The 18,397-nt window shown below is 38.0% G+C and carries 21 protein-coding genes and 1 pseudogene; 9 read left to right on the forward strand and 13 right to left on the reverse strand.

Annotated features, from left to right (window positions below; genetic code table 11):
• Positions 1 to 30: 30 nt before the first annotated feature.
• Both AO843_RS10975 and AO843_RS10980 read right to left on the reverse strand, forming a co-directional pair.
• Positions 31 to 678 carry a response regulator gene (locus AO843_RS10975; protein ID WP_054611165.1) on the reverse strand — a complete coding sequence of 216 codons (648 nt, stop codon included), beginning with the start codon at positions 676 to 678 and terminating at the stop codon, positions 31 to 33.
• A gap of 12 nt (positions 679 to 690) precedes the next feature.
• Positions 691 to 1,806, reverse strand: coding sequence for a GAF domain-containing sensor histidine kinase (locus AO843_RS10980; protein ID WP_054611166.1), 1,116 nt, complete (start codon positions 1,804 to 1,806; stop codon positions 691 to 693).
• 182 nt (positions 1,807 to 1,988) lie between these two features.
• On the opposite strand from AO843_RS10980, the gene AO843_RS10985 reads away from it, so the two are divergent.
• Positions 1,989 to 2,414, forward strand: coding sequence for a disulfide formation protein C (locus AO843_RS10985; protein WP_054611167.1), 426 nt, complete (start codon positions 1,989 to 1,991; stop codon positions 2,412 to 2,414).
• A 54-nt stretch (positions 2,415 to 2,468) separates the two neighbouring features.
• Positions 2,469 to 3,308, forward strand: a complete 840-nt coding sequence (locus tag AO843_RS10990) for an RluA family pseudouridine synthase (RefSeq protein WP_054611168.1) — start codon at positions 2,469 to 2,471, stop codon at positions 3,306 to 3,308.
• 48 nt (positions 3,309 to 3,356) lie between these two features.
• Here AO843_RS10990 and AO843_RS10995 read toward each other — a convergent pair whose 3' ends face one another.
• Both AO843_RS10995 and AO843_RS24845 read right to left on the reverse strand, forming a co-directional pair.
• A complete protein-coding gene (locus AO843_RS10995; protein WP_054611169.1) occupies positions 3,357 to 4,187 on the reverse strand; it encodes an aldo/keto reductase in 831 nt (276 codons plus the stop codon).
• An 84-nt stretch (positions 4,188 to 4,271) separates the two neighbouring features.
• Positions 4,272 to 4,442, reverse strand: a complete 171-nt coding sequence (locus tag AO843_RS24845; protein WP_197278909.1) for a hypothetical protein — start codon at positions 4,440 to 4,442, stop codon at positions 4,272 to 4,274.
• Positions 4,443 to 4,833: 391 nt separating this feature from the next.
• Between AO843_RS24845 and AO843_RS11000 the strand changes: the two genes are divergently transcribed.
• The gene (locus AO843_RS11000) at positions 4,834 to 5,679 is read left to right on the forward strand and encodes a VOC family protein (protein ID WP_054611170.1); all 846 of its coding nucleotides are present in this window, start codon (positions 4,834 to 4,836) and stop codon (positions 5,677 to 5,679) included.
• 35 nt (positions 5,680 to 5,714) lie between these two features.
• On the opposite strand, the gene trmL is transcribed toward AO843_RS11000, so the two are convergent.
• Positions 5,715 to 6,188 carry a tRNA (uridine(34)/cytosine(34)/5-carboxymethylaminomethyluridine(34)-2'-O)-methyltransferase TrmL gene (gene trmL / locus AO843_RS11005; RefSeq protein WP_054611171.1) on the reverse strand — a complete coding sequence of 158 codons (474 nt, stop codon included), beginning with the start codon at positions 6,186 to 6,188 and terminating at the stop codon, positions 5,715 to 5,717.
• 131 nt (positions 6,189 to 6,319) lie between these two features.
• On the reverse strand, positions 6,320 to 7,450 hold the full coding sequence (queG, locus tag AO843_RS11010; protein WP_054611172.1) for a tRNA epoxyqueuosine(34) reductase QueG: 1,131 nt from the start codon (positions 7,448 to 7,450) through the stop codon (positions 6,320 to 6,322).
• Between the two features lie 59 nt (positions 7,451 to 7,509).
• On the opposite strand from queG, the gene AO843_RS11015 reads away from it, so the two are divergent.
• The 3 genes from AO843_RS11015 (at position 7,510) to AO843_RS11025 (ending at position 10,611) form a co-directional block, all read left to right on the forward strand.
• Positions 7,510 to 8,199 (forward strand): B3/B4 domain-containing protein, encoded by a 690-nt coding sequence (locus tag AO843_RS11015; protein ID WP_054611173.1) that lies wholly within the window; start codon positions 7,510 to 7,512, stop codon positions 8,197 to 8,199.
• Between the two features lie 14 nt (positions 8,200 to 8,213).
• Positions 8,214 to 8,723 (forward strand): hypothetical protein, encoded by a 510-nt coding sequence (locus tag AO843_RS11020; protein ID WP_054611174.1) that lies wholly within the window; start codon positions 8,214 to 8,216, stop codon positions 8,721 to 8,723.
• A gap of 301 nt (positions 8,724 to 9,024) precedes the next feature.
• Complete coding sequence (locus AO843_RS11025; protein ID WP_054611175.1) at positions 9,025 to 10,611, forward strand: catalase; 1,587 nt, start codon at positions 9,025 to 9,027, stop codon at positions 10,609 to 10,611.
• A gap of 45 nt (positions 10,612 to 10,656) precedes the next feature.
• Here AO843_RS11025 and AO843_RS11030 read toward each other — a convergent pair whose 3' ends face one another.
• Together AO843_RS11030 and AO843_RS11035 are read right to left on the reverse strand one after the other, a co-directional pair.
• The gene (locus tag AO843_RS11030) at positions 10,657 to 11,058 is read right to left on the reverse strand and encodes a cytidine deaminase (protein WP_054611176.1); all 402 of its coding nucleotides are present in this window, start codon (positions 11,056 to 11,058) and stop codon (positions 10,657 to 10,659) included.
• 17 nt (positions 11,059 to 11,075) lie between these two features.
• Positions 11,076 to 11,978 (reverse strand): S66 peptidase family protein, encoded by a 903-nt coding sequence (locus AO843_RS11035; RefSeq protein WP_054611177.1) that lies wholly within the window; start codon positions 11,976 to 11,978, stop codon positions 11,076 to 11,078.
• Positions 11,979 to 12,099: 121 nt separating this feature from the next.
• Here AO843_RS11035 and AO843_RS25095 point away from each other — a divergent pair, with 121 nt between their 5' ends.
• Both AO843_RS25095 and AO843_RS25100 read left to right on the forward strand, forming a co-directional pair.
• Positions 12,100 to 12,618: a DMT family transporter gene (locus tag AO843_RS25095; protein ID WP_231630120.1), complete on the forward strand. Its 519-nt coding sequence runs from the start codon at positions 12,100 to 12,102 to the stop codon at positions 12,616 to 12,618.
• 39 nt (positions 12,619 to 12,657) lie between these two features.
• Positions 12,658 to 12,999 (forward strand): annotated as a pseudogene (locus AO843_RS25100) (DMT family transporter); the annotation flags it as partial.
• Between the two features lie 20 nt (positions 13,000 to 13,019).
• Here AO843_RS25100 and nagB read toward each other — a convergent pair.
• Positions 13,020 to 13,733, reverse strand: a complete 714-nt coding sequence (nagB, locus tag AO843_RS11045) for a glucosamine-6-phosphate deaminase (protein WP_054611178.1) — start codon at positions 13,731 to 13,733, stop codon at positions 13,020 to 13,022.
• A 185-nt stretch (positions 13,734 to 13,918) separates the two neighbouring features.
• On the opposite strand from nagB, the gene AO843_RS11050 reads away from it, so the two are divergent.
• On the forward strand, positions 13,919 to 14,665 hold the full coding sequence (locus AO843_RS11050; RefSeq protein WP_054611179.1) for an arylamine N-acetyltransferase family protein: 747 nt from the start codon (positions 13,919 to 13,921) through the stop codon (positions 14,663 to 14,665).
• 40 nt (positions 14,666 to 14,705) lie between these two features.
• Here the strand turns inward: AO843_RS11050 and AO843_RS11055 are convergent, their stop codons facing one another.
• From AO843_RS11055 to AO843_RS11070, 4 genes are all read right to left on the reverse strand, one after another.
• Positions 14,706 to 15,791 (reverse strand): S-layer homology domain-containing protein, encoded by a 1,086-nt coding sequence (locus AO843_RS11055; RefSeq protein WP_054611180.1) that lies wholly within the window; start codon positions 15,789 to 15,791, stop codon positions 14,706 to 14,708.
• An 82-nt stretch (positions 15,792 to 15,873) separates the two neighbouring features.
• Positions 15,874 to 16,026: a VOC family protein gene (locus AO843_RS25570; protein WP_369814418.1), complete on the reverse strand. Its 153-nt coding sequence runs from the start codon at positions 16,024 to 16,026 to the stop codon at positions 15,874 to 15,876.
• Between the two features lie 329 nt (positions 16,027 to 16,355).
• Complete coding sequence (locus AO843_RS11065) at positions 16,356 to 17,030, reverse strand: ABC transporter ATP-binding protein (protein ID WP_054611181.1); 675 nt, start codon at positions 17,028 to 17,030, stop codon at positions 16,356 to 16,358.
• Between the two features lie 2 nt (positions 17,031 to 17,032).
• Positions 17,033 to 18,064, reverse strand: a complete 1,032-nt coding sequence (locus AO843_RS11070; protein ID WP_054611182.1) for an ABC transporter permease — start codon at positions 18,062 to 18,064, stop codon at positions 17,033 to 17,035.
• Positions 18,065 to 18,397: the final 333 nt, after the last annotated feature.

The following is an 18,397-nucleotide window of genomic DNA, read 5'->3' on the forward strand; positions in this document are numbered from 1 at the left end:
ACTACATTGTAGGAACTCGTCGTTGTTTTTTTAGCTACCGCTACCCTCTGTCAAACCATGCTTAACTGCATATAATGCTGCCTGTGTACGATCTTGTACTTGTAATTTTGTAAATATATTCGAAATATGAGTTTTAACTGTTTTTTCTGTAACAAATAATGAGGATGCAATTTCCCGATTACTTTTTCCTTTCGTTAGCTCTGCCAGTACATCCTGCTCGCGAGGTGTCAATGGATTTAACAAGTGTGGGGCATTTTGCGCCTCCTGGCGATCCATTTCAAGTGTCGTTGTAGCCTCTGGGTGCAATGTATTTTCGCCACGCATGATGCGACGAATAGATAAGACTAATTCATCTGGCTCAATATCTTTCAATTGATAGCCTGCTGCCCCAGCCTCCATTGCAGGCACAACATGATCCCGATCAGAAAAGCTTGTAAGCATTAAAATTTCTATTTGTGGAAACTTTGCTTTAATGCGTTTTGTTGCCTGTATGCCGTCCATCTCAGGCATCACTAAATCCATTAAGATAATGTCCGGTTGGATACTTTCTGCTAATGATACGGCTTCATGTCCATTTTTCGCCTCTCCAACAACCTCAATATCCTTTTGTGTCTTTAAGAAAAACAATAATCCTCGACGCACCACGTGATGATCGTCTGCAATTAATACACGTATCATGTCCTCTCCCCCTTAATATGGCAAGCGGATTAGAAGCTCCGTACCTTTGCCCATTTCACTTACCCAGTCAGCACTGCCACCCACTGATTTTGCACGGTCCTTGATGGATTGTAAGCCCATTGACAGCAACTTCGTATTATTGTCAATGACAAACCCTCTTCCCTCATCACGGATTACCAATAAAATATCTGTAGACGTGACGGTAATATAAAGGGCTGCCTCCAAAACACCCGCATGGCGTCGCACATTATTTAGGGCCTCTTGAGCTACCCGAAATAATGTCTCCTCAATACGTGAGGGAAATTGTAGTACACCTGAAACCGTAACATGTAATTTTAAGCCAAGCATTTCAGCATATACTTTAATCGCTTCAAGTAAGCCATTTTCCAATCCCTTTGGTCGCAGCTGCCAAATCAATGCCCGCATTTCTGTTAATGCATCCTGTGTTAAATGCTGTATCTCTTTAAACGTTTCTTTCACATCGCTATCCTCAGTCATTTCAATACCAGCTCTCGCCGTTAACGTAACCGAGAATAATAGTTGATTGACAGAATCATGTAAATCTCGTGCTAGACGGTTACGCTCCTTTACTAGGGCCATTTCTTGTTCTTGTTTCGTCAGTAAAATTCGCTTAATAGCAGAACCCATTTGAAATGCTACCGACTCCAATAAAGCTAGCTCTTCCTCTGAAAAGCGTACAGTATCTTTAGAAGCAACATTTAATACACCAAAACGCTCTTGTCCAGATTGAAGTGGTACAGTAGCATGATGGGTAATACCTTCATGATCCCCAACATTAGCTGCTATAGCACTTTCGATGCGTTGACATTCTATAATATTAGAAGCTTTTTTTAGCTCCTCATTGCGATAACGGGATACACACCAACAGCCGCCTTTTTTTAAATAATGACAATTGTTAAATTCCAATGCCTCTGGTAAATTTTCATGGACAACAAGCTCCGAGCGTCCCTTTGCATCAATAAAAAAAATCCAGCCTGTTTCAAAATTTGTGCCATTTAAAAATTTGATGAGTGCTCCTTTTAGCATCGTAACAATTTCAGTTTCTTCATTTAAAAGTTCTGCAATTTCCTTTAAAATACTAATATTGGAATGCTCATTTTCCCTCACGAAAACACCTCTTCTTTAGCATTTCTATTGCTAATGATACCATTAAGGCGTTAAGCCGTCTGCATTAGCCGTTCATACTTTAGACTGAAATTATCGTCCTTATTTTGTGTAAGTTAATTTACATATAAAACTAGAACAACTATAATCGTACAAGTAGTGTTTTTATGAAGGGGAGAATCGATATGTCTAAAAAAGAGGAAAATGGCTTATTATTTATTTGGATAGTTTCTGCTGTGGCTACACTGGGTTCGTTATACTTTTCTGAAATTCGCCATTATGACCCATGTAAATTATGTTGGATACAGCGTATTTTTATGTATCCAATCGTCATCATGACAACTGTAGCCTTAATACAAAAAAATGCTCGTATTGCTGTAACAACAGCTGTTTTTTCTGTTATTGGAGGCTGTATCTCACTCTATCATTACGGCATTCAAAAGCTTAGTTTTTTAGCGGAAAATGCCCCTTCTTGTGGTGCTGTATCATGTACAGGACAATATATTAACTGGTTAGGCTTTATTACTATTCCATTTTTAGCATTAACTGCATTTATTTTAATTGCAGGCGCAAGCATCTATTTAATAAAAGCTACAAAAGCTGCAAAATAATCGAGGGACCGTGTTCTACCATTGGAATACGGTCTTTTCTACGGAGGAAGATCAATGTTTCTTTATGCATTCAACGAAGATAACTTAACGATTGAAGAGCTGTTACGTAATCACTGGCGACTGGGCAAAAAGCTCGTACATGAATTACGTATGGCAAAAGCTATTACATTAGCTAATGACGAACTTGTTCAATGGAATACTCCTTTACAGGTAGGAACTATTGTCAAATTTACATTCCCAATCCCAACATCTAGCTATAAACCAACACCTGTTTGTGCGATTGATATAGTCTATGAGGATGATCATTGTTTAATCGTATCGAAGCCAAAGGGTATGGCAACACATCCCAATGATGAACGGGATACGCATACCTGTATGAACCATGTCATGGCACATATTAAAGAACAAGGTGGGGTTTATGCAGAGCATGTCCATCGATTAGATAAAGGGACACAAGGTTTATTACTCGTAGCAAAACATCCTTTAGCAAAATCAATTTTTGATCGAATGATTGAAGAAAAATCGATTATTCGGACGTATGCTGCAGAGGTACAAGGTAATATACGCACCTCAACCGGCACCATTTCTGAGTCCATTGGCAAAGATCGACACCATGCTTCTAGACGTGTTGTGTCTAATTCTGGACAGCATGCAGTGACACACTATGAAGTTGTGGCACGCTATAAAAATTCTTGTGTTGTCCATCTGATTCTTGAAACTGGTCGAACACATCAAATTCGTGTCCATTTAGCCTATATCGGTCATCCAATTATTGGCGATACGATGTACGGTGCAAGAGAAACCGCAAGTGATGACTATGAACTTCATGCTATACAATTAGAATTTGACCATCCATTTTTAAATAAACGCATTATAGTCAAGGACGAGCAATAACAAAAAAATCCCGCTTCTCTATTACGAAAGCGGGATTTTTACATAAAACTAAAAATCAAATTTAAAATGATCAGGATCTTGCCCAAATCGTTGATTACGATTTAATGTTGCCATCTTCTCCATTTGTACTTGTGTTAATTCAAAGTCAAAAATCTGTGCATTTTCTTCGATTCGACTCGGTGTCACTGACTTAGGAATAATCAGTGTGTCATTTTGTAAATGCCAACGTAACACTACCTGAGCGGCCGTCTTGCCGATTTCCCTGCCGATTTCCACGATGGTAGGATCATCAAGTACGCCACCTCGTCCTAATGGTGACCATGCAGTAACAGCAATCTGGTGTTCAAGACAAAATGTGCTTAATGCTTGCTGTTGTAAATATGGATGTACTTCCACCTGATTAACCATCGGCGCCATATTGGCCTTTGCCAGTATTTTTTCTAAATGATGCTCATGATGGTTTGAAACACCTGTTGCACGAATTAATTTTTCATCGTATAGGCGCTCAATCGCACGATATGTTTCTTCAAATGTTTCTGGAACAGCCCAATGTGTTAAATATAAATCTACATAATCCATATTTAATTTCTTGAGTGATACTTCAAAAGCACGTAATGTTTCATCATATCCTTGGTCATTATTCCATACTTTTGTTGTGACAAATATATTACTACGTGGAACACCTGAATGACGAATAGCTTCTCCTACCTCTACCTCATTCCCATACAAGGATGCTGTATCGATAGCTCGATAACCAAACTTCAACGCTGTATCGATGGATTGTAATGTTTCTTCATGATCTGTCATTTTGTAAACACCTAAGCCGAAGCGAGGCATTTCTACTCCATTTGATAATGTTTTCGTTGATTGTAAATGCACGAATCACAACCCCTTTCTTTTTCCTAGTACCATTATACAAAAAATTGGATTTAAGAAAACTAAGGAAGCTGCTGTTCTTAAACATTATTCATTCTTTTCTTCGATATCTTCCAATTGAATGGGATCAGAAATCCGCTCATCCTCTGCAAGCTCTAGACCATCACGTAAATGCTCCATTTGTTTGCCCAAATCTTTTAATTCTTTCATATCTCTCGCCATCGTACCATTTTCAATGTTTGGCACTTTTTTTTCCATAATGATCACCTCCTATATAGTTTTCCCGATAACGATATGTTTGAACCATTTCTGACATATTTTATTCAGCTATGTCGTTTCATTTTTATAGTAGATAGGCTATACTAAAAAAAGATGTCTTTATAAACATGAGGAGGGTACTTCCATGAAATTATTATTAATCATTGGTGTAACAGTTGCTTTCTTAACAGCTATTTTTACTGCTGGATACGAAGGCGACTACAAAACAGACAAATAATATCTCAAGAAAATCACTAAGCATTTTGAAAGGCTTAGTGATTTTCTTTTTTTGTGGAACAATAGAAATACTTGACTTTCCTTTATTTTTAAAATAAACTAACTTACATAAAGTAACTTAATGAAAAAAGATAACTATTTGGAGGTATCCTATATGCATTTCCATGAAAAACCGAACACATATGTAACGAATGTTGAATTAAAAGTAAGCGATTTACAACGTTCTTTAACCTTTTATCAAGAAGTCATTGGCTTTAAAATTTTACAGCAAGAATCACATAAAGCTATGTTAACTGCAGATGGAGAAACAGCTCTTTTAACCATTGTTCAGCCTGAAACAGTAGAAGAAAAACTAAGTATGACGACTGGGCTATATCATTTCGCATTACTGTTACCAGCTCGACGTGATTTAGCAAATATTATTACGCATTTTCAAGAAAATGGCGTATATCTTGGGGCTTCTGATCATGCTGTCAGTGAAGCACTTTATTTAAATGATCCTGATCATAACGGTATTGAGGTGTATGCTGATCGCCCTGAAAATCAATGGACATGGCATGTGGATCAAGTGCATATGGTGACTGAGCCATTAAATATTCTATCGATCTTAGAAGAAGGTGATGGAAACTGGAATGGACTTCCTGAAGGTACAGTCATGGGACATATTCACTTATCTGTTTCCAACTTAGCAGAGGCTGAGGAATTTTATACAAAGGGCCTAGGATATGATATTGTCTCCCGCTATGGTTCACAGGCATTATTTATTTCTACAGGTCGTTATCACCATCACATTGGCTTAAACACTTGGCACTCAGAAAGAGCTCCAAAGCTTGGAGAAAACCAAGTGGGCTTAAAAACATACTCATTACGTTTAGATAATGAAGAACAAGCAGCAACGATGAAAGCAAACCTTCGTGCAATGGGTGCACCTGTTATAGATATAGCTGGAGGATTCCAAACTGAGGACCCTGCTGGAAATGTTGTATTGTTGAAACTTTAGTAAAAAGCAGTTCTCATAAGTGAGAACTGCTTTTGTTAATGTAACCCTGGATATCCTTGTTGTCGCAATGCCTCATATATAACAATCGCAGCGGTATTAGATAAATTGAGCGAACGTACATGATCACTTTGCGGAATACGTAAGCACATATTTCGGCGTTCATATGCAAAGTCCTTCGGCAAGCCTGTTGTTTCTTTTCCAAACATAAAGTAAATATCACGATCTTTATCAGAAAAATCATGTGTCGTGAACGGCTCATCACTATATGTTTCGATTAAATAAACATCTCCATTTTTGGAATACTCTATAAAATCATCAAGGGAATCATGATAGACAATATTCACACTATGCCAATAATCTAAGCCAGCACGTTTTAGCATTTTATCGTCCGTTGAAAAGCCTAGTGGACGAATTAAATGTAACGATGTATTTGTGCCAGCACAGGTGCGAGCAATATTCCCTGTATTAGCTGGAATTTCTGGTTGATATAAAACGATATGCAATGGCATAATGATACACTTCCTTATTGTAAGAATTTAGTAGGAACTCGTTTTACATTGAGCCGGTTCCTTTGCTTTCAGCTTCACGCCAAGTGCTCTGCTCGTTTGAACAAAATCACCCTTTGTTCCTTCATTCACCATTACTGAAAAAACTGCAACCCTTTGCGAATTTCGTTAAGTACTTCTTCATCCTGCTCATCAGCAACAGCTTCAAGTAAGGCAAAATTAGCTTGTTCTCCACCTATCTTGCCTAAAGCCCATGCAGCAGTGCCTCGAATGACTGGACGATCATCTTTATTGAGGAGGTCGATTAAATCTGGTATGGCTGCTTCCTCTTTAAAATGAGCAAGTGCCAATATGGCATTTCGTTGAATGGGCTTTTTACCTCGCCATGAGCCTGAAACGTGGCCAAACTTCGTCTTAAATTCTCGATTAGAAATCGTTAATAGGGGTGTTAGTAATGGTTTGGCAAGCTCTGGATCTGGCATAAATTCTTCATGAATCCAATTAATTTTTCCTTTATTTTTGGGACACACTGTCTGGCACGTATCACAGCCATAGAGACGGTTGCCAATGTGGTTACGAAACTCATCAGGAAGTGTTCCCTTTGTTTGAGTGAGGAAGGCAATACAACGTTGCGCATCCAATTGTCCTCCTTGGATTAATGCTCCGGTTGGACAAACATCCAAGCATAGGCGACACTCTCCACATTCATCCTCCATTGGCTTATCTGGTGCGAATGGAATATTGGTGATGAGCTCTCCTAAATACACGTAAGACCCAAATTCAGGCGTTATAATCGAACAGTTTTTACCGCTCCAGCCTATCCCTGCACGTTCTGCTACAGCACGGTCTACAAGTGCACCCGTATCCACCATCGACTCAATACGTACACCTTCGACATGTTCCTCGAGCCAAGCAGATAATAACTTCAAGCGTTCACGTAGTGCTGTATGATAATCGACACCCCATGAAGCACGGCAAAATATCCCTCGTCTTGCTCCTTTTTTTCCAATAGGTGCATTTTGCATACGTGAGGGATAAGCAACAGCTATCGCAACAATACTCTCTGCTTCATCTAATAATTGAAGGGGTTCGGTACGTTTTTCAATATCACTTTCTTCAAAGCCAGACTGGTAGCCAAGCTCCTGCTGACGACGCAGTCGGTTTTTTAATTCTGTAAAGGGAGCCGCGGTTGTAAAACCTATTTTATCAACGCCAATGGACATTGCATATGCCACAAAATCACGTTGTAGGTCATGTATGTTCATTTTATTTCCAACTCCTTACATGGTACAATAATAGAAATAGATAAAGTAGGTGATGTTCTTTGGAAATTTCCATTAACGAATCTCTATTAGCACAACATCCCGAGCTAAAAATCGGCATTATTCATTATACCAAAATTGTTGTAGCAGAATCCCCTCAAATGATTAAAGGTCGAATGCAATTGTATCAGGAAAACCTTTCGTTAGAAATGCAGGACCTTCCTGTGACCCAACGTGAGGGTATTGCAGAATGGCGAGGGCTATGGAAGAAGCTAGGTGCAGATCCAAATCGTTATCGTCACTCAGCTGAAAGTCTTATGCGTCGAATTAGTAAACAAAACTATTTAACACCGTTTCATTCTGGTGTGGATTTAAATAACTTCTTCTCTCTTCAATATGAAATTCCAATTGGTCTGTATGATGTAGCCCACATCAGTGGATCTATAGAAATAGCTCTTGGCCATGAAGAAATTGGTTATGAGGGTTTAAATGGGCGTTTTAATACTTTAAATAAGATACTCTACAGTCGCGATGAAGAGGGAGCATTTGGTTCTCCATTTGTCGATTCTAAACGTACAGCTGTTACTGAGAAAACAACTGAGGCGCTACATATTTTTTACCTCAGACCATCATTAACCCATGAAGCAGCGAATGAACTTTTGGCGTCAGCAGGGAAAATGTTTAACCAAATTCATGGCGGTGACTATCAAATTGCCCTCTTGTCAAATAATGCGCCATCTACAACACTATAAAAGGACGTGTTCTCGTGATCAATCTTGCAGAAGCTGTTAAACTAAAAAGTATTTTAGGAAAGAAAACTCAAGAGCTTATTAGTGAATTACATCGTAGTGCTTTCGTGACAGTAGAAAAGGGACAAGCTCCTAAAACAAGTAACCGTGCACTCCCTCTTATTGAAGCTGAGTTAGCACAAGTTCGTCTAGATACACGTACGTTAGATCGTTTAATATATGAAGCAAACATCCAAAACGTAGTAGACTTTAAAGATCAGAAGCTAGCACTAGTAGAAGCGATCGAACTTGCTACGCAGCTTCGTGCTGAAGCTGAATTATGTAAGGAATTTAGTATGCGGGAAAAAGAAAGCGTCCGATTTGGCTATGGTGAAGGTGCAATGTTGTACGAAATCGCATTATATGAGCCTGATGACTATCGGGAGCGTGCAATGAAACTTGAAAAAGAGGCACATAAACTATCCAATCTTATTAATTCAAAAAATTACAGTATACAAATTAACTTTGATGATTCCCTTTATTTCTAGTCTCGGGGCGGTGAGACTCCAAACCGAGTTGGATGTGCTGTTTTCAAATATAGCTTTTTTAGCTAATTTAGTTAAAAACCAATGACAAGTTACCTGTTACTGTATGACCGATGACTAATGACCAACTATAGGCAAAAGCCATACTCAAAACAACTTGATTCCGTTTGAAAACGCCATCCAAGGCTCTCCAACATTTATGTATGGAGAGCTTTTTCATGCGTATATATGTAAAAAAATTCCGATGTCTAGTTTGCCCCATTCAAGGACAAAATGGAAGTATCTATTCGAAAGGGGTCATACAATGACACAGCAACATGATTCAACACATGAGCAAGATACGACATTGACAAATCGACAAGGACATCCAATTACTAACAATCAAAATCTACGAACAATCAGTAATCGCGGTCCTGCAACACTTGAAAATTATGATTTTCTAGAGAAGATCAGTCACTTTGACAGAGAGAGAGTACCAGAACGAGTTGTCCATGCTCGTGGTGCTGGTGCACATGGTTATTTTGAAACATATGGTGTAGTTGGCGATGAACCCATTTCTAAGTATACTCGTGCAAAAGTCTTTCAGGATAAAGGGAAAAAGACACCTGTATTTGTACGTTTTTCAACGGTTATACATGGTGGTCACTCCCCTGAAACATTACGTGATCCACGAGGCTTTGCGGTAAAATTTTATACAGAGGATGGCAACTGGGATTTAGTAGGTAATAATTTAAAAATTTTCTTTATCCGTGATGCGATGAAATTCCCAGACATGATCCATGCATTTAAGCCTGATCCTATTACTAATATACAGAACGTTGAACGTTTCTTTGATTTTTGTGCTAGCTCGCCAGAATCCTTCCATATGGTAACATTCGTATACTCACCTTGGGGCATTCCAGCTAACTATCGTATGATGCAAGGCTCTGGAGTTAATACGTATAAATGGGTTAATGATGAAGGCAAAGCGGTCCTTGTCAAATATCACTGGGAACCACTTCAGGGCATTAAAAATTTAACACAAAAAGAAGCAGAAGAAATTCAACAAAAAAATTTTAATCATGCCACACAGGATTTATATGATGCCATTGCTCGTGAAGAATATCCTGAATGGGAGCTACATGTTCAAATTATGGAGGATGGTCCACATCCTGATCTTGATTTTGATCCATTGGATGACACAAAGCTTTGGCCAAATGATCAATTCCCATGGTATCCAGTCGGGAAAATGGTGTTAAACAGAAATCCTGAGGATTATTTTGCAGAGGTGGAACAGGCTACTTTCGGCACAGGCGTATTAGTCGATGGTTTAGATTTTTCAGATGATAAAATGCTGCAAGGTCGTACTTTTTCCTATTCGGATACACAGCGTCATCGTGTAGGAGCCAACTATCTCCAATTACCTATTAATGCGCCTAAAAAGCGTGTAGCAACCAATCAAAATGGTGGGCAAATGATGTATAAACGAGATTTAGCACCTGGTCAGAATCCACATATTAATTATGAGCCATCCATGTTAAATGGTTTAAAAGAAGCAACACAGATTGGCAATGAATATACTCCATATGTAGAAGGCAACCTTGTTCGCGAATCAATTGATCGTCAAAGCAATACTAAGCAAGCTGGAGAAACTTACCGTAACTTTGAGCAATGGGAGCGCGATGAGCTGCTTGCCAATCTAATCCGTGATTTATCGGTCTGCCATATGGATATACAAAACGCAATGATTGCTCTAGCTGAAGAAGCAGATGAAGAATATGGACGTTTGCTAAAAGAAGGATTGCATAAGGCTAGAAAGGAATCTTCTCCTTCAAAGCCACTTGGTAATATTGATGGTGATCATGCCCCTCAAGATGCGATTAATAAAGGACATAATGCGGAGCCTTATTAACACCAAACTAAAAAGACATTACATTTTTTGTAATGTCTTTTTGCATTATTGTTCATAGGCTTTACGCCAATGATAAGGCTGAATTGCTTTTAAAGTTTTGAATAGCAGTTTACCGTCTGAATTCGTAATCGCTGCTTTCACATTCTCTCCCCAATAAAAAAGTCTTTCTTGGCAGACCCCACATGGGGTAAGCACTACGAATTTGGATTTTTCATTTTCCCTAGCAACACATATCGAATGCGTAACTTTTGCATTGAATTTATGCGCCTCGAGAATAGCACCTGTTTCCATACATAATTCAGTAGCTGCATTAATGACCTCTGGTGCGATACTAGTAAAAATATGACCGTCTTCAGTATATAAAGCGGCAGCTCCTCCCCAACCTGAAGGGTATCTTTTCTCCACTAATTGGACGGCTGCATCATAGAGCTTTTTCTCAATATCCATTCTACATCTCCTTACCGTTAATTCACACCAGGTAATATCTTCAGCACTTTTTCCTGTGCGTCTAAAATGGCCTCTACCCCCAGAGGAATACCAACATTCGTAGTTTCATGTCCTATTTTAAAACCTGCAACAACTGGAATGCCTAAATCCCCAAAATACTCTTTCATTAAATTGTGTAATGCCACTTCATCAGCTTCCGTTTGTGTAAAGGAGCCAATGACAACACCTGCTAGCTGTTCTAACTTCCTTGCTTGCTTTAATTGCTGAAGCATCGAATCAATGTTAGGAATCGTTTCAGCTAGTTCCTCTATCAATAAAATTCTACCCTCTGTCCGCACCTCAAATTTCGTTCCTAATGTGCTGACAAGACGATAGAGATTTCCTCCAATTATTTCCCCACGTGCCACTCCATCAGCAATGGTTGTTAAAGGAGATATTGACTCCGTATACTGAATCTCAATAGGGGAAAATAATTGTAAAAACATTTTCTTCGATAGGTCATCCATTTTACTTGCCGCCATTAGCATAGGCCCATGGAATGTCACCAAATTGGCGTACTCATTGATTGCACAATGTAAATATGTAAGGTCTGAAAAGCCCCAGAAAATTTTTGGATTTTCTTCTACTAACGTATAATCAATTTTTTCAGCTATTCGAGCAGAGCCGTAGCCCCCCTTTACACAAAAAATCGCTTTCACTTCTGGATTTTTTACCATTTCATGAAAATCTGCTAACCTGATTTCGTCATTACCTGCTAAATAATCATGCTTTGCATGGATCGTATCACCTACGATATAGTGAAGACCCAACTCCTCTAAAAAGGATAATGCGTCCCCAAGCTTTTCAGGTTCTACAAGACTTGATAAGGCAACTAAACCTACTACATCTCCCTTTTGTAAACGTGGTACGGTATTTTTCACGTAATTCCCTCCTCTTATTTTCCTTATTTTAGCATATAGCTAAGTTGGCGACATTGATTATTCCAAAGCTTCATGTCTATAATAAACCTTAATATTCTATCATTAAAGGAGTTATAGCTTCATGAAAATCCCCCCGTATGTGCTACTACTATTGGCAACTCTTTTATGGGGTGGTAATTTTGTTATTAGCCGTGCAGTTAGCGGAGATATTCCACCATTAACACTTGCCTTTCTACGCTGGTGTGTAGCATTTGTTGTATTTTTCCCGATAGCTTATCGCCAACTAAGGTATGAATGGCCAATGCTGAAGGAAAACTGGTTCATCGTTATTATTTTATCTTTAACAGGCATTGCAGCATTCAATACGCTTGTCTATATTGGACTACATTACACAACTTCTATCAATGCATCATTGATGAACTCATCTACCCCCATTATGATTTACATCCTGTCATTTATTTTCTTGAAGGAGAAATTATCGAAATTCCAGCTTATAGGAACCATCCTATCCCTTAGTAAAGTTGATTTTATTATTACAGGAGTCTCTTTGACAAGGATAGTAGATTTTACTTTCAACAAGGGTGATTTTATTGTTATTGTCGCAGTATTTTGTTGGAGCGTATATTCATTGCCTCATTAAACAGTATGCAACACGCTACCAGGTCAGTCTACCTTTCTAGCAACAATTGGGCTTGGCGCCATTGTTTTATTCCCTTTTTATCTATCTGAGGCTATGTCTAGTACAACCTCTATTCAATGGGAATGGTCAACCATTGCCGCTATATTATATGTTGGAATTTTAGCCTCGATAATTGCATTTCTCTGTTGGAATAATGGCGTCATACAGCTGGGAGCGAATAAGTCGAGTATTTATTTGAACTTCATTCCTGTTTTTGCCTCTATTTTTGCCGTTCTTTTTCTTGATGAAAAACTACATACATTTCAAATCATTGGTGGAATAGCAGTTGTTGCGGGGGTTATCTTATCAGGGAAAACAAATAAGCAAAGACTTCAACTATAAGAAGTCTTTGCCTATTATTGTTAATTTGTACCGCCATAAATAATCGTGACGTTAGGATGTTTTAATAATTGACTTGCAGGGAAATCTTCTGTTACATGCCCGCTTTTCAATTTTTTGATGGCATCCAGCTTCTTTTCACCAAAGGCAATAAGGACAATTTCCTTAGCCTTCATAATGGATTGAATGCCCATCGTAATGGCATGTGTTGGCACCTCTGATGGATCATCAAAGTAAATCGCATTTTCTGTTCTTGTAGACTCTGTTAATTCAACAATATTCGTCATAGAATCAAACGGGGTACCTGGCTCATTAAAGGCTATATGACCATTTACACCGATTCCAAGAAGCTGTAAATCAATGCCTTTCGCTGCATCAATACTTGCATCATATGCAACACATTCAGCAGCTAAATCCTCTGCCTTGCCATTTGGCAAATGTATATTTTTCTGCTGAATATCTACAAAATTAAATAAATTTTCTTGCATAAATGTCCAATAGCTTGCTGGGCTTGTTCGCTTAAGGCCTACATATTCATCCAAATTAAAAGTTTGTACATCCTTAAATGATATTTGACCAGCTTGATGTCGCGCCACTAAATCCTTATACATTCCTACAGGTGAACCACCAGTTGCTAATCCAAGAACGCTATTTGGTTTCTCCTGTATTTGTTTGAAGAAAATATTTGCGGCAACTTCGCTCATTTCATCATATGTATTGACTTCTATCCATTTCATTGTCTCTACTATACCTACCTTAATCTTTTTTTATTAACTGTATTGGAAAATTTTTCACTTTATAGTAGCTAATATATTAATTCTACAAGTTATTTAGCTATTTTTCTATCATTTCCTTCGTAATATTATGCGTGTATTCTTAAGCTGTTTCGGTTATGTTATTAATAAGGAAGTGAGGCGAGTTTATGAATGCACAGATTCAGCAATATTTACAGCATATTCAATTTCAAGGAACTTTAGAGCCAACCGTCCAACTACTTGGACAGCTACAGACAAAGCATCTATTGACCATTCCCTATGAAAATTTAAATGTTGCCTTGAACCTTGGTATCTCCTTCGCTATTCCTGATTTATTTCAAAAGATAATTATTGAACAACGTGGTGGCAATTGTTTTGAACTCAATATCTTATTTAGCTGGCTTTTACGAGAGCTTGGCTTTTCAGTTACCAATCGCTATGCTCAATTTTGGCGCAACGTTGAAGAAAATACTTCTCCTGAAGATGTCCCTATGCATCAGCTATTATTAGTAAATGATGCAGGACAATACTATATCTCAGATGTGGGCGTGGGTGCCTTAGCACCTTGTACACCAGTACCATTAATAGCGGGGCATCAACACCGTGAAGGGCAAGAATTATATAAAATAGAGTATGATGAAGAAAATGGTTGGATGCTTTTTGAGCAAACCAAACATCATTGGCGTTTGCTTTATTGTTTTCATGATGATGCAAATGATGCAAAATTTGCCCCACGACTCTCTAAGCAAAAAAATAAAATTGCAATGATTCGAACAGCTCGTGGACGTCACACTATGATGAACAACGAATTTAGAATTTATGAGGGGCCATCCTTAACTACCTATACTACACATAATGACAAGGATTGGCTGCAAGCTCTACTGCGATTTTTTCATATTTCCATACATCAATAAAGGAAAGCGAGTCCCTCAGTGGCTTGCTTTCCTTTACTAATTATTTCATTGTCCGATTGAGCAACTCAAAAACAACAATGTCATTGTGTAACTCTTTGACTAAACCAATATCATCTACAAAATAATAGGTTTTCACCACATCACTAAATTTTGTACTTTTCTCTACTATTACCACGCCAGTATATTGCACTTCACCAGCTTGTACTGTGCTATCAGTTGATTTTACAGTTACTCGTTCACCTGCAGTAACCCCCGCATCTTCTTCATGTAAAATAACCCCTACTCTAAGAGGTAGTTCCAAATATAAATCGTAATGTGTGTTAGCATCACTAGCAACGACTTGACCATATGCACGATCATGACCATATAAAAGCTCGTCAGGGAGAGTTTGTCCTGTACTTACATTTTTGACTGTCCATACATCATTTTTACCATCATGTTGATGATATTGATAACTTAAAGTATAACGCTTATTGTCACTTAAAGAATAATAGGCATACGTATAAACAAATGCAGGATCCTTTAGCAAATTAGGCTTAGAAAGAGTTAATGCTCGCGCTAAAAATGCTGAAAAATGGGCACGTGTTACAGGGTCATTAGGTTTAAACGCACCATTATCATAGCCCCTTACTAAATGATTATGGGCCAGAGTTAAAATTTCTTTATAACCAGGTGTCTGCTCCGTCACATCAGTAAAATAATAAGGATCTGAACCTTTTAATTGAAAGGCCCTTTTTAACACAATAGCCATTTCACCTCTAGTAAGAGGTGCATTGGGGTTAAATTTATGGGCTGCATCGAATATCCCTTTATTTTGTACAGCAGCTATTTCTTTGAAGTATTTATTTGCTGGCGTTACATCTTGATAATTGGGATTTTGTACGTTGATCGTGTTCAATCCTAAAGCACGCGTTAGCATCACAGCTACCTGTGCTTTCGTAACATAGTCATTCGGCTTGAATAAGTGCTTGGAATAGCCCTTCACAATATCCTGCTCCACTAAATAATGAATTTCCGTCATCAAGGTATCATCTGTTAAATCGATAAAGCTACCTGCCTGTACTTCCTTTGGTAATAGGCCCATCGTTATCAGGATTAAACATACTAGTTTCAATATGTACTTCACATTATCCCTCCTCCATTGATTCTTTACCCATAATGACTTGTACGTATGCTTAAAATAAAAAAAGACTCTACTAAAAGAGACTTTATTCGTTATTTTTATATTGAATTAAACCGATTCCTATGCCTGTTGGATCGACCAAATAGGCAAGATAAAAATCATCAAACTCCATTCTCTCACGCAAAATAGTAGCCCCGTTATTTTTTGCCTGTGCAATAATTTCATCAATTGCATCCACTTCAATTTGAATCCGTGTACCATGTGGATATCGCTTGGTCCTTTACCAATACCTTCATTAACCCCAGTTTTTTCTTCGTTCCAGTCGTAATTTCTTAATAATTCCAATTACAAGCTGCTATCTCCCAACCAAACACTTTGCTATAAAATGCTGCCGCTTCCTCTGGATTTTGACTATTTAATTCAAAACCAACCACTCGCCCAAATATTTTCTTTTTTTACTTTTAGCATAATGAATAATTCAATGGAACAGTTGGAGTTTCCTTCCTAACTATTTTGGGAATTTGAAAGCTAAAAAAGGCTCCCATATTAGTGGGAGCCTTGCTTATTTTATAATACGACACCATCGCTCATTTTAATAATACGATCTGTATAAGCCAACATCTCTTCGTCATGTGTCACCATCAATGTTGTAATGTTTAATGTTTTCGTTAGTTCTCTTAGCAACAGAATAATCTCTTTAGATCGCTGAGAGTCTAAGCTAGCTGTTGGTTCATCCGCAAACAATACTTTCGGTCGATGGATAATAGCACGTGCAATTGCAACGCGTTGCTTTTCCCCACCTGACAAGGATGAAGGGTAAGCCGTTTTACGATGAGCCATTCCAACTAATTGTAATAAGCGATTCACTTCATGCTGCTGTTCATACTTCTTTAATGGCGATTCAGCAACATCCAGCATTAACAACAGCTGCTCCTCCACTGTCAAAAATGGTACGAGATGCGCAAACTGAAACACAAAGCCAAATTTACTTGCACGTAATTTTCGTACCTGCTCGGTGCTCATTGTTGTAAGATTTTGTTCTTCAAAAAGCACTTGCCCGTCTGTTGCTGGCTGTAGTCCTGCAGCTATTGTTAACAACGTACTTTTCCCTGAACCAGATGCACCTACTAATGCTGTAATTTCTCCCTCTTTTAATGAAAGATTGATACCTTTTAAAATTTCCTCCTCGACTTCACCATTTTTAAACGTTTTTCGTACTTCATCAATTGTAAATAGCGTCATGATTAAGCCTCCCCTTGTTGTATGGCTTGTAGCGGTTCGATTTTTTTAATTTGTAAACCAGACAAAGTAGCTCCGATAAAACCAATGATAAGAAACACGATGGATAGCTGTGTTGTGGTGCCAATTGTTAAGGTGAAAGGCATTCCTTTTGGTGCCACAATATTAAATAATTGGCTAAGACTGACGGATACCACAAGTGAGATCATTGTAATAATTGCCATTTGTGTCCAAATCATTTGAAACAACTTACTTGTTTTTAAACCGATTGCTTTTAAGATGCCATACAAGCCAATTTTTTGTACATTCATCATATAGAAGAAAATGGCGAATAACATGCCACTAATGACAACTAAAAACCATATAATCATATTCAAAGATAACTGTTCCGCGCTAAAGCTAGGAATTGTATTGAGAAACTCTTTATTGCTATATGCTTGTAGCCCCTTAGATTCTTTTGGGCTGCCATTCGGTATATAAATGAGCTGCATATCTTTTACCCGATACATTTCCTGATAGGCCTCTTTACTTATATAAGCAACGGGTGCATGGCTATATTTCTTTTGCTCTACAAAGCCTTTCACAATGAACTCACCACTGTACTGATTATTCGTCAATACGTCACCAACCTGTATCCCTTTTTCCTCCAACGAGCTATCTAAAATAACTTCACCTTGATGTACATTTTTAAACAGTGTGGATTCTGTAGATGAAACAAAAGCAACACTCTGCTGTTTATCGTCCTTGTCATTTAAAAAGCCCATTTGAATCGAAAAAGCTACTGCCTCTTTCTCTCCACTCATGACTTCCTGCTGAAGATCGCTATCGATTCTTGATAAATTAAACGTACCCTCTGCATCCTCAGCCATATAAAATTGACCTTTCGGTAAATCTTTAATTAAAGCTGCATTATCCTGCGACAGTCCATTTGCCAAACCCGAAATAATAAACGTTAAAAAACTAACTAGGAAGATAATGGAACCCAAAATTAAAAATCGTACTTTATTCTTCTTTATTTCTTTCCAGGCAAGATTCATCACTAACCCCTCCATTTCATTAATTACTTATAGCTTAAAATGGTTATATGAACAGAACATGAACTAATCATTAAAAATGCTGAGAAAACAAAAACCACTCTATAAAGGACACTTTTTTATCCTATAGAGCGGTTTAAAATTTATGAATTTAAAAAAATTCATAAATCCATTTTTAAAGTACTTGTATTCGGTTTGATCTATTAAATTTCCCCCATACCCTTCATAAAATATCTGTTTGTCTTTTTCTGTTTCATTGTGTAGTACTCCTTTCGATAAATGTTGAATATCCCCTACTACAAAACTATGTGAATTGACTTCAAACGTCGTGTCCAC

Origin of the sequence: Lysinibacillus sp. ZYM-1 (assembly GCF_001308875.1) — a bacterium.
Taxonomy (GTDB): domain Bacteria; phylum Bacillota; class Bacilli; order Bacillales_A; family Planococcaceae; genus Lysinibacillus.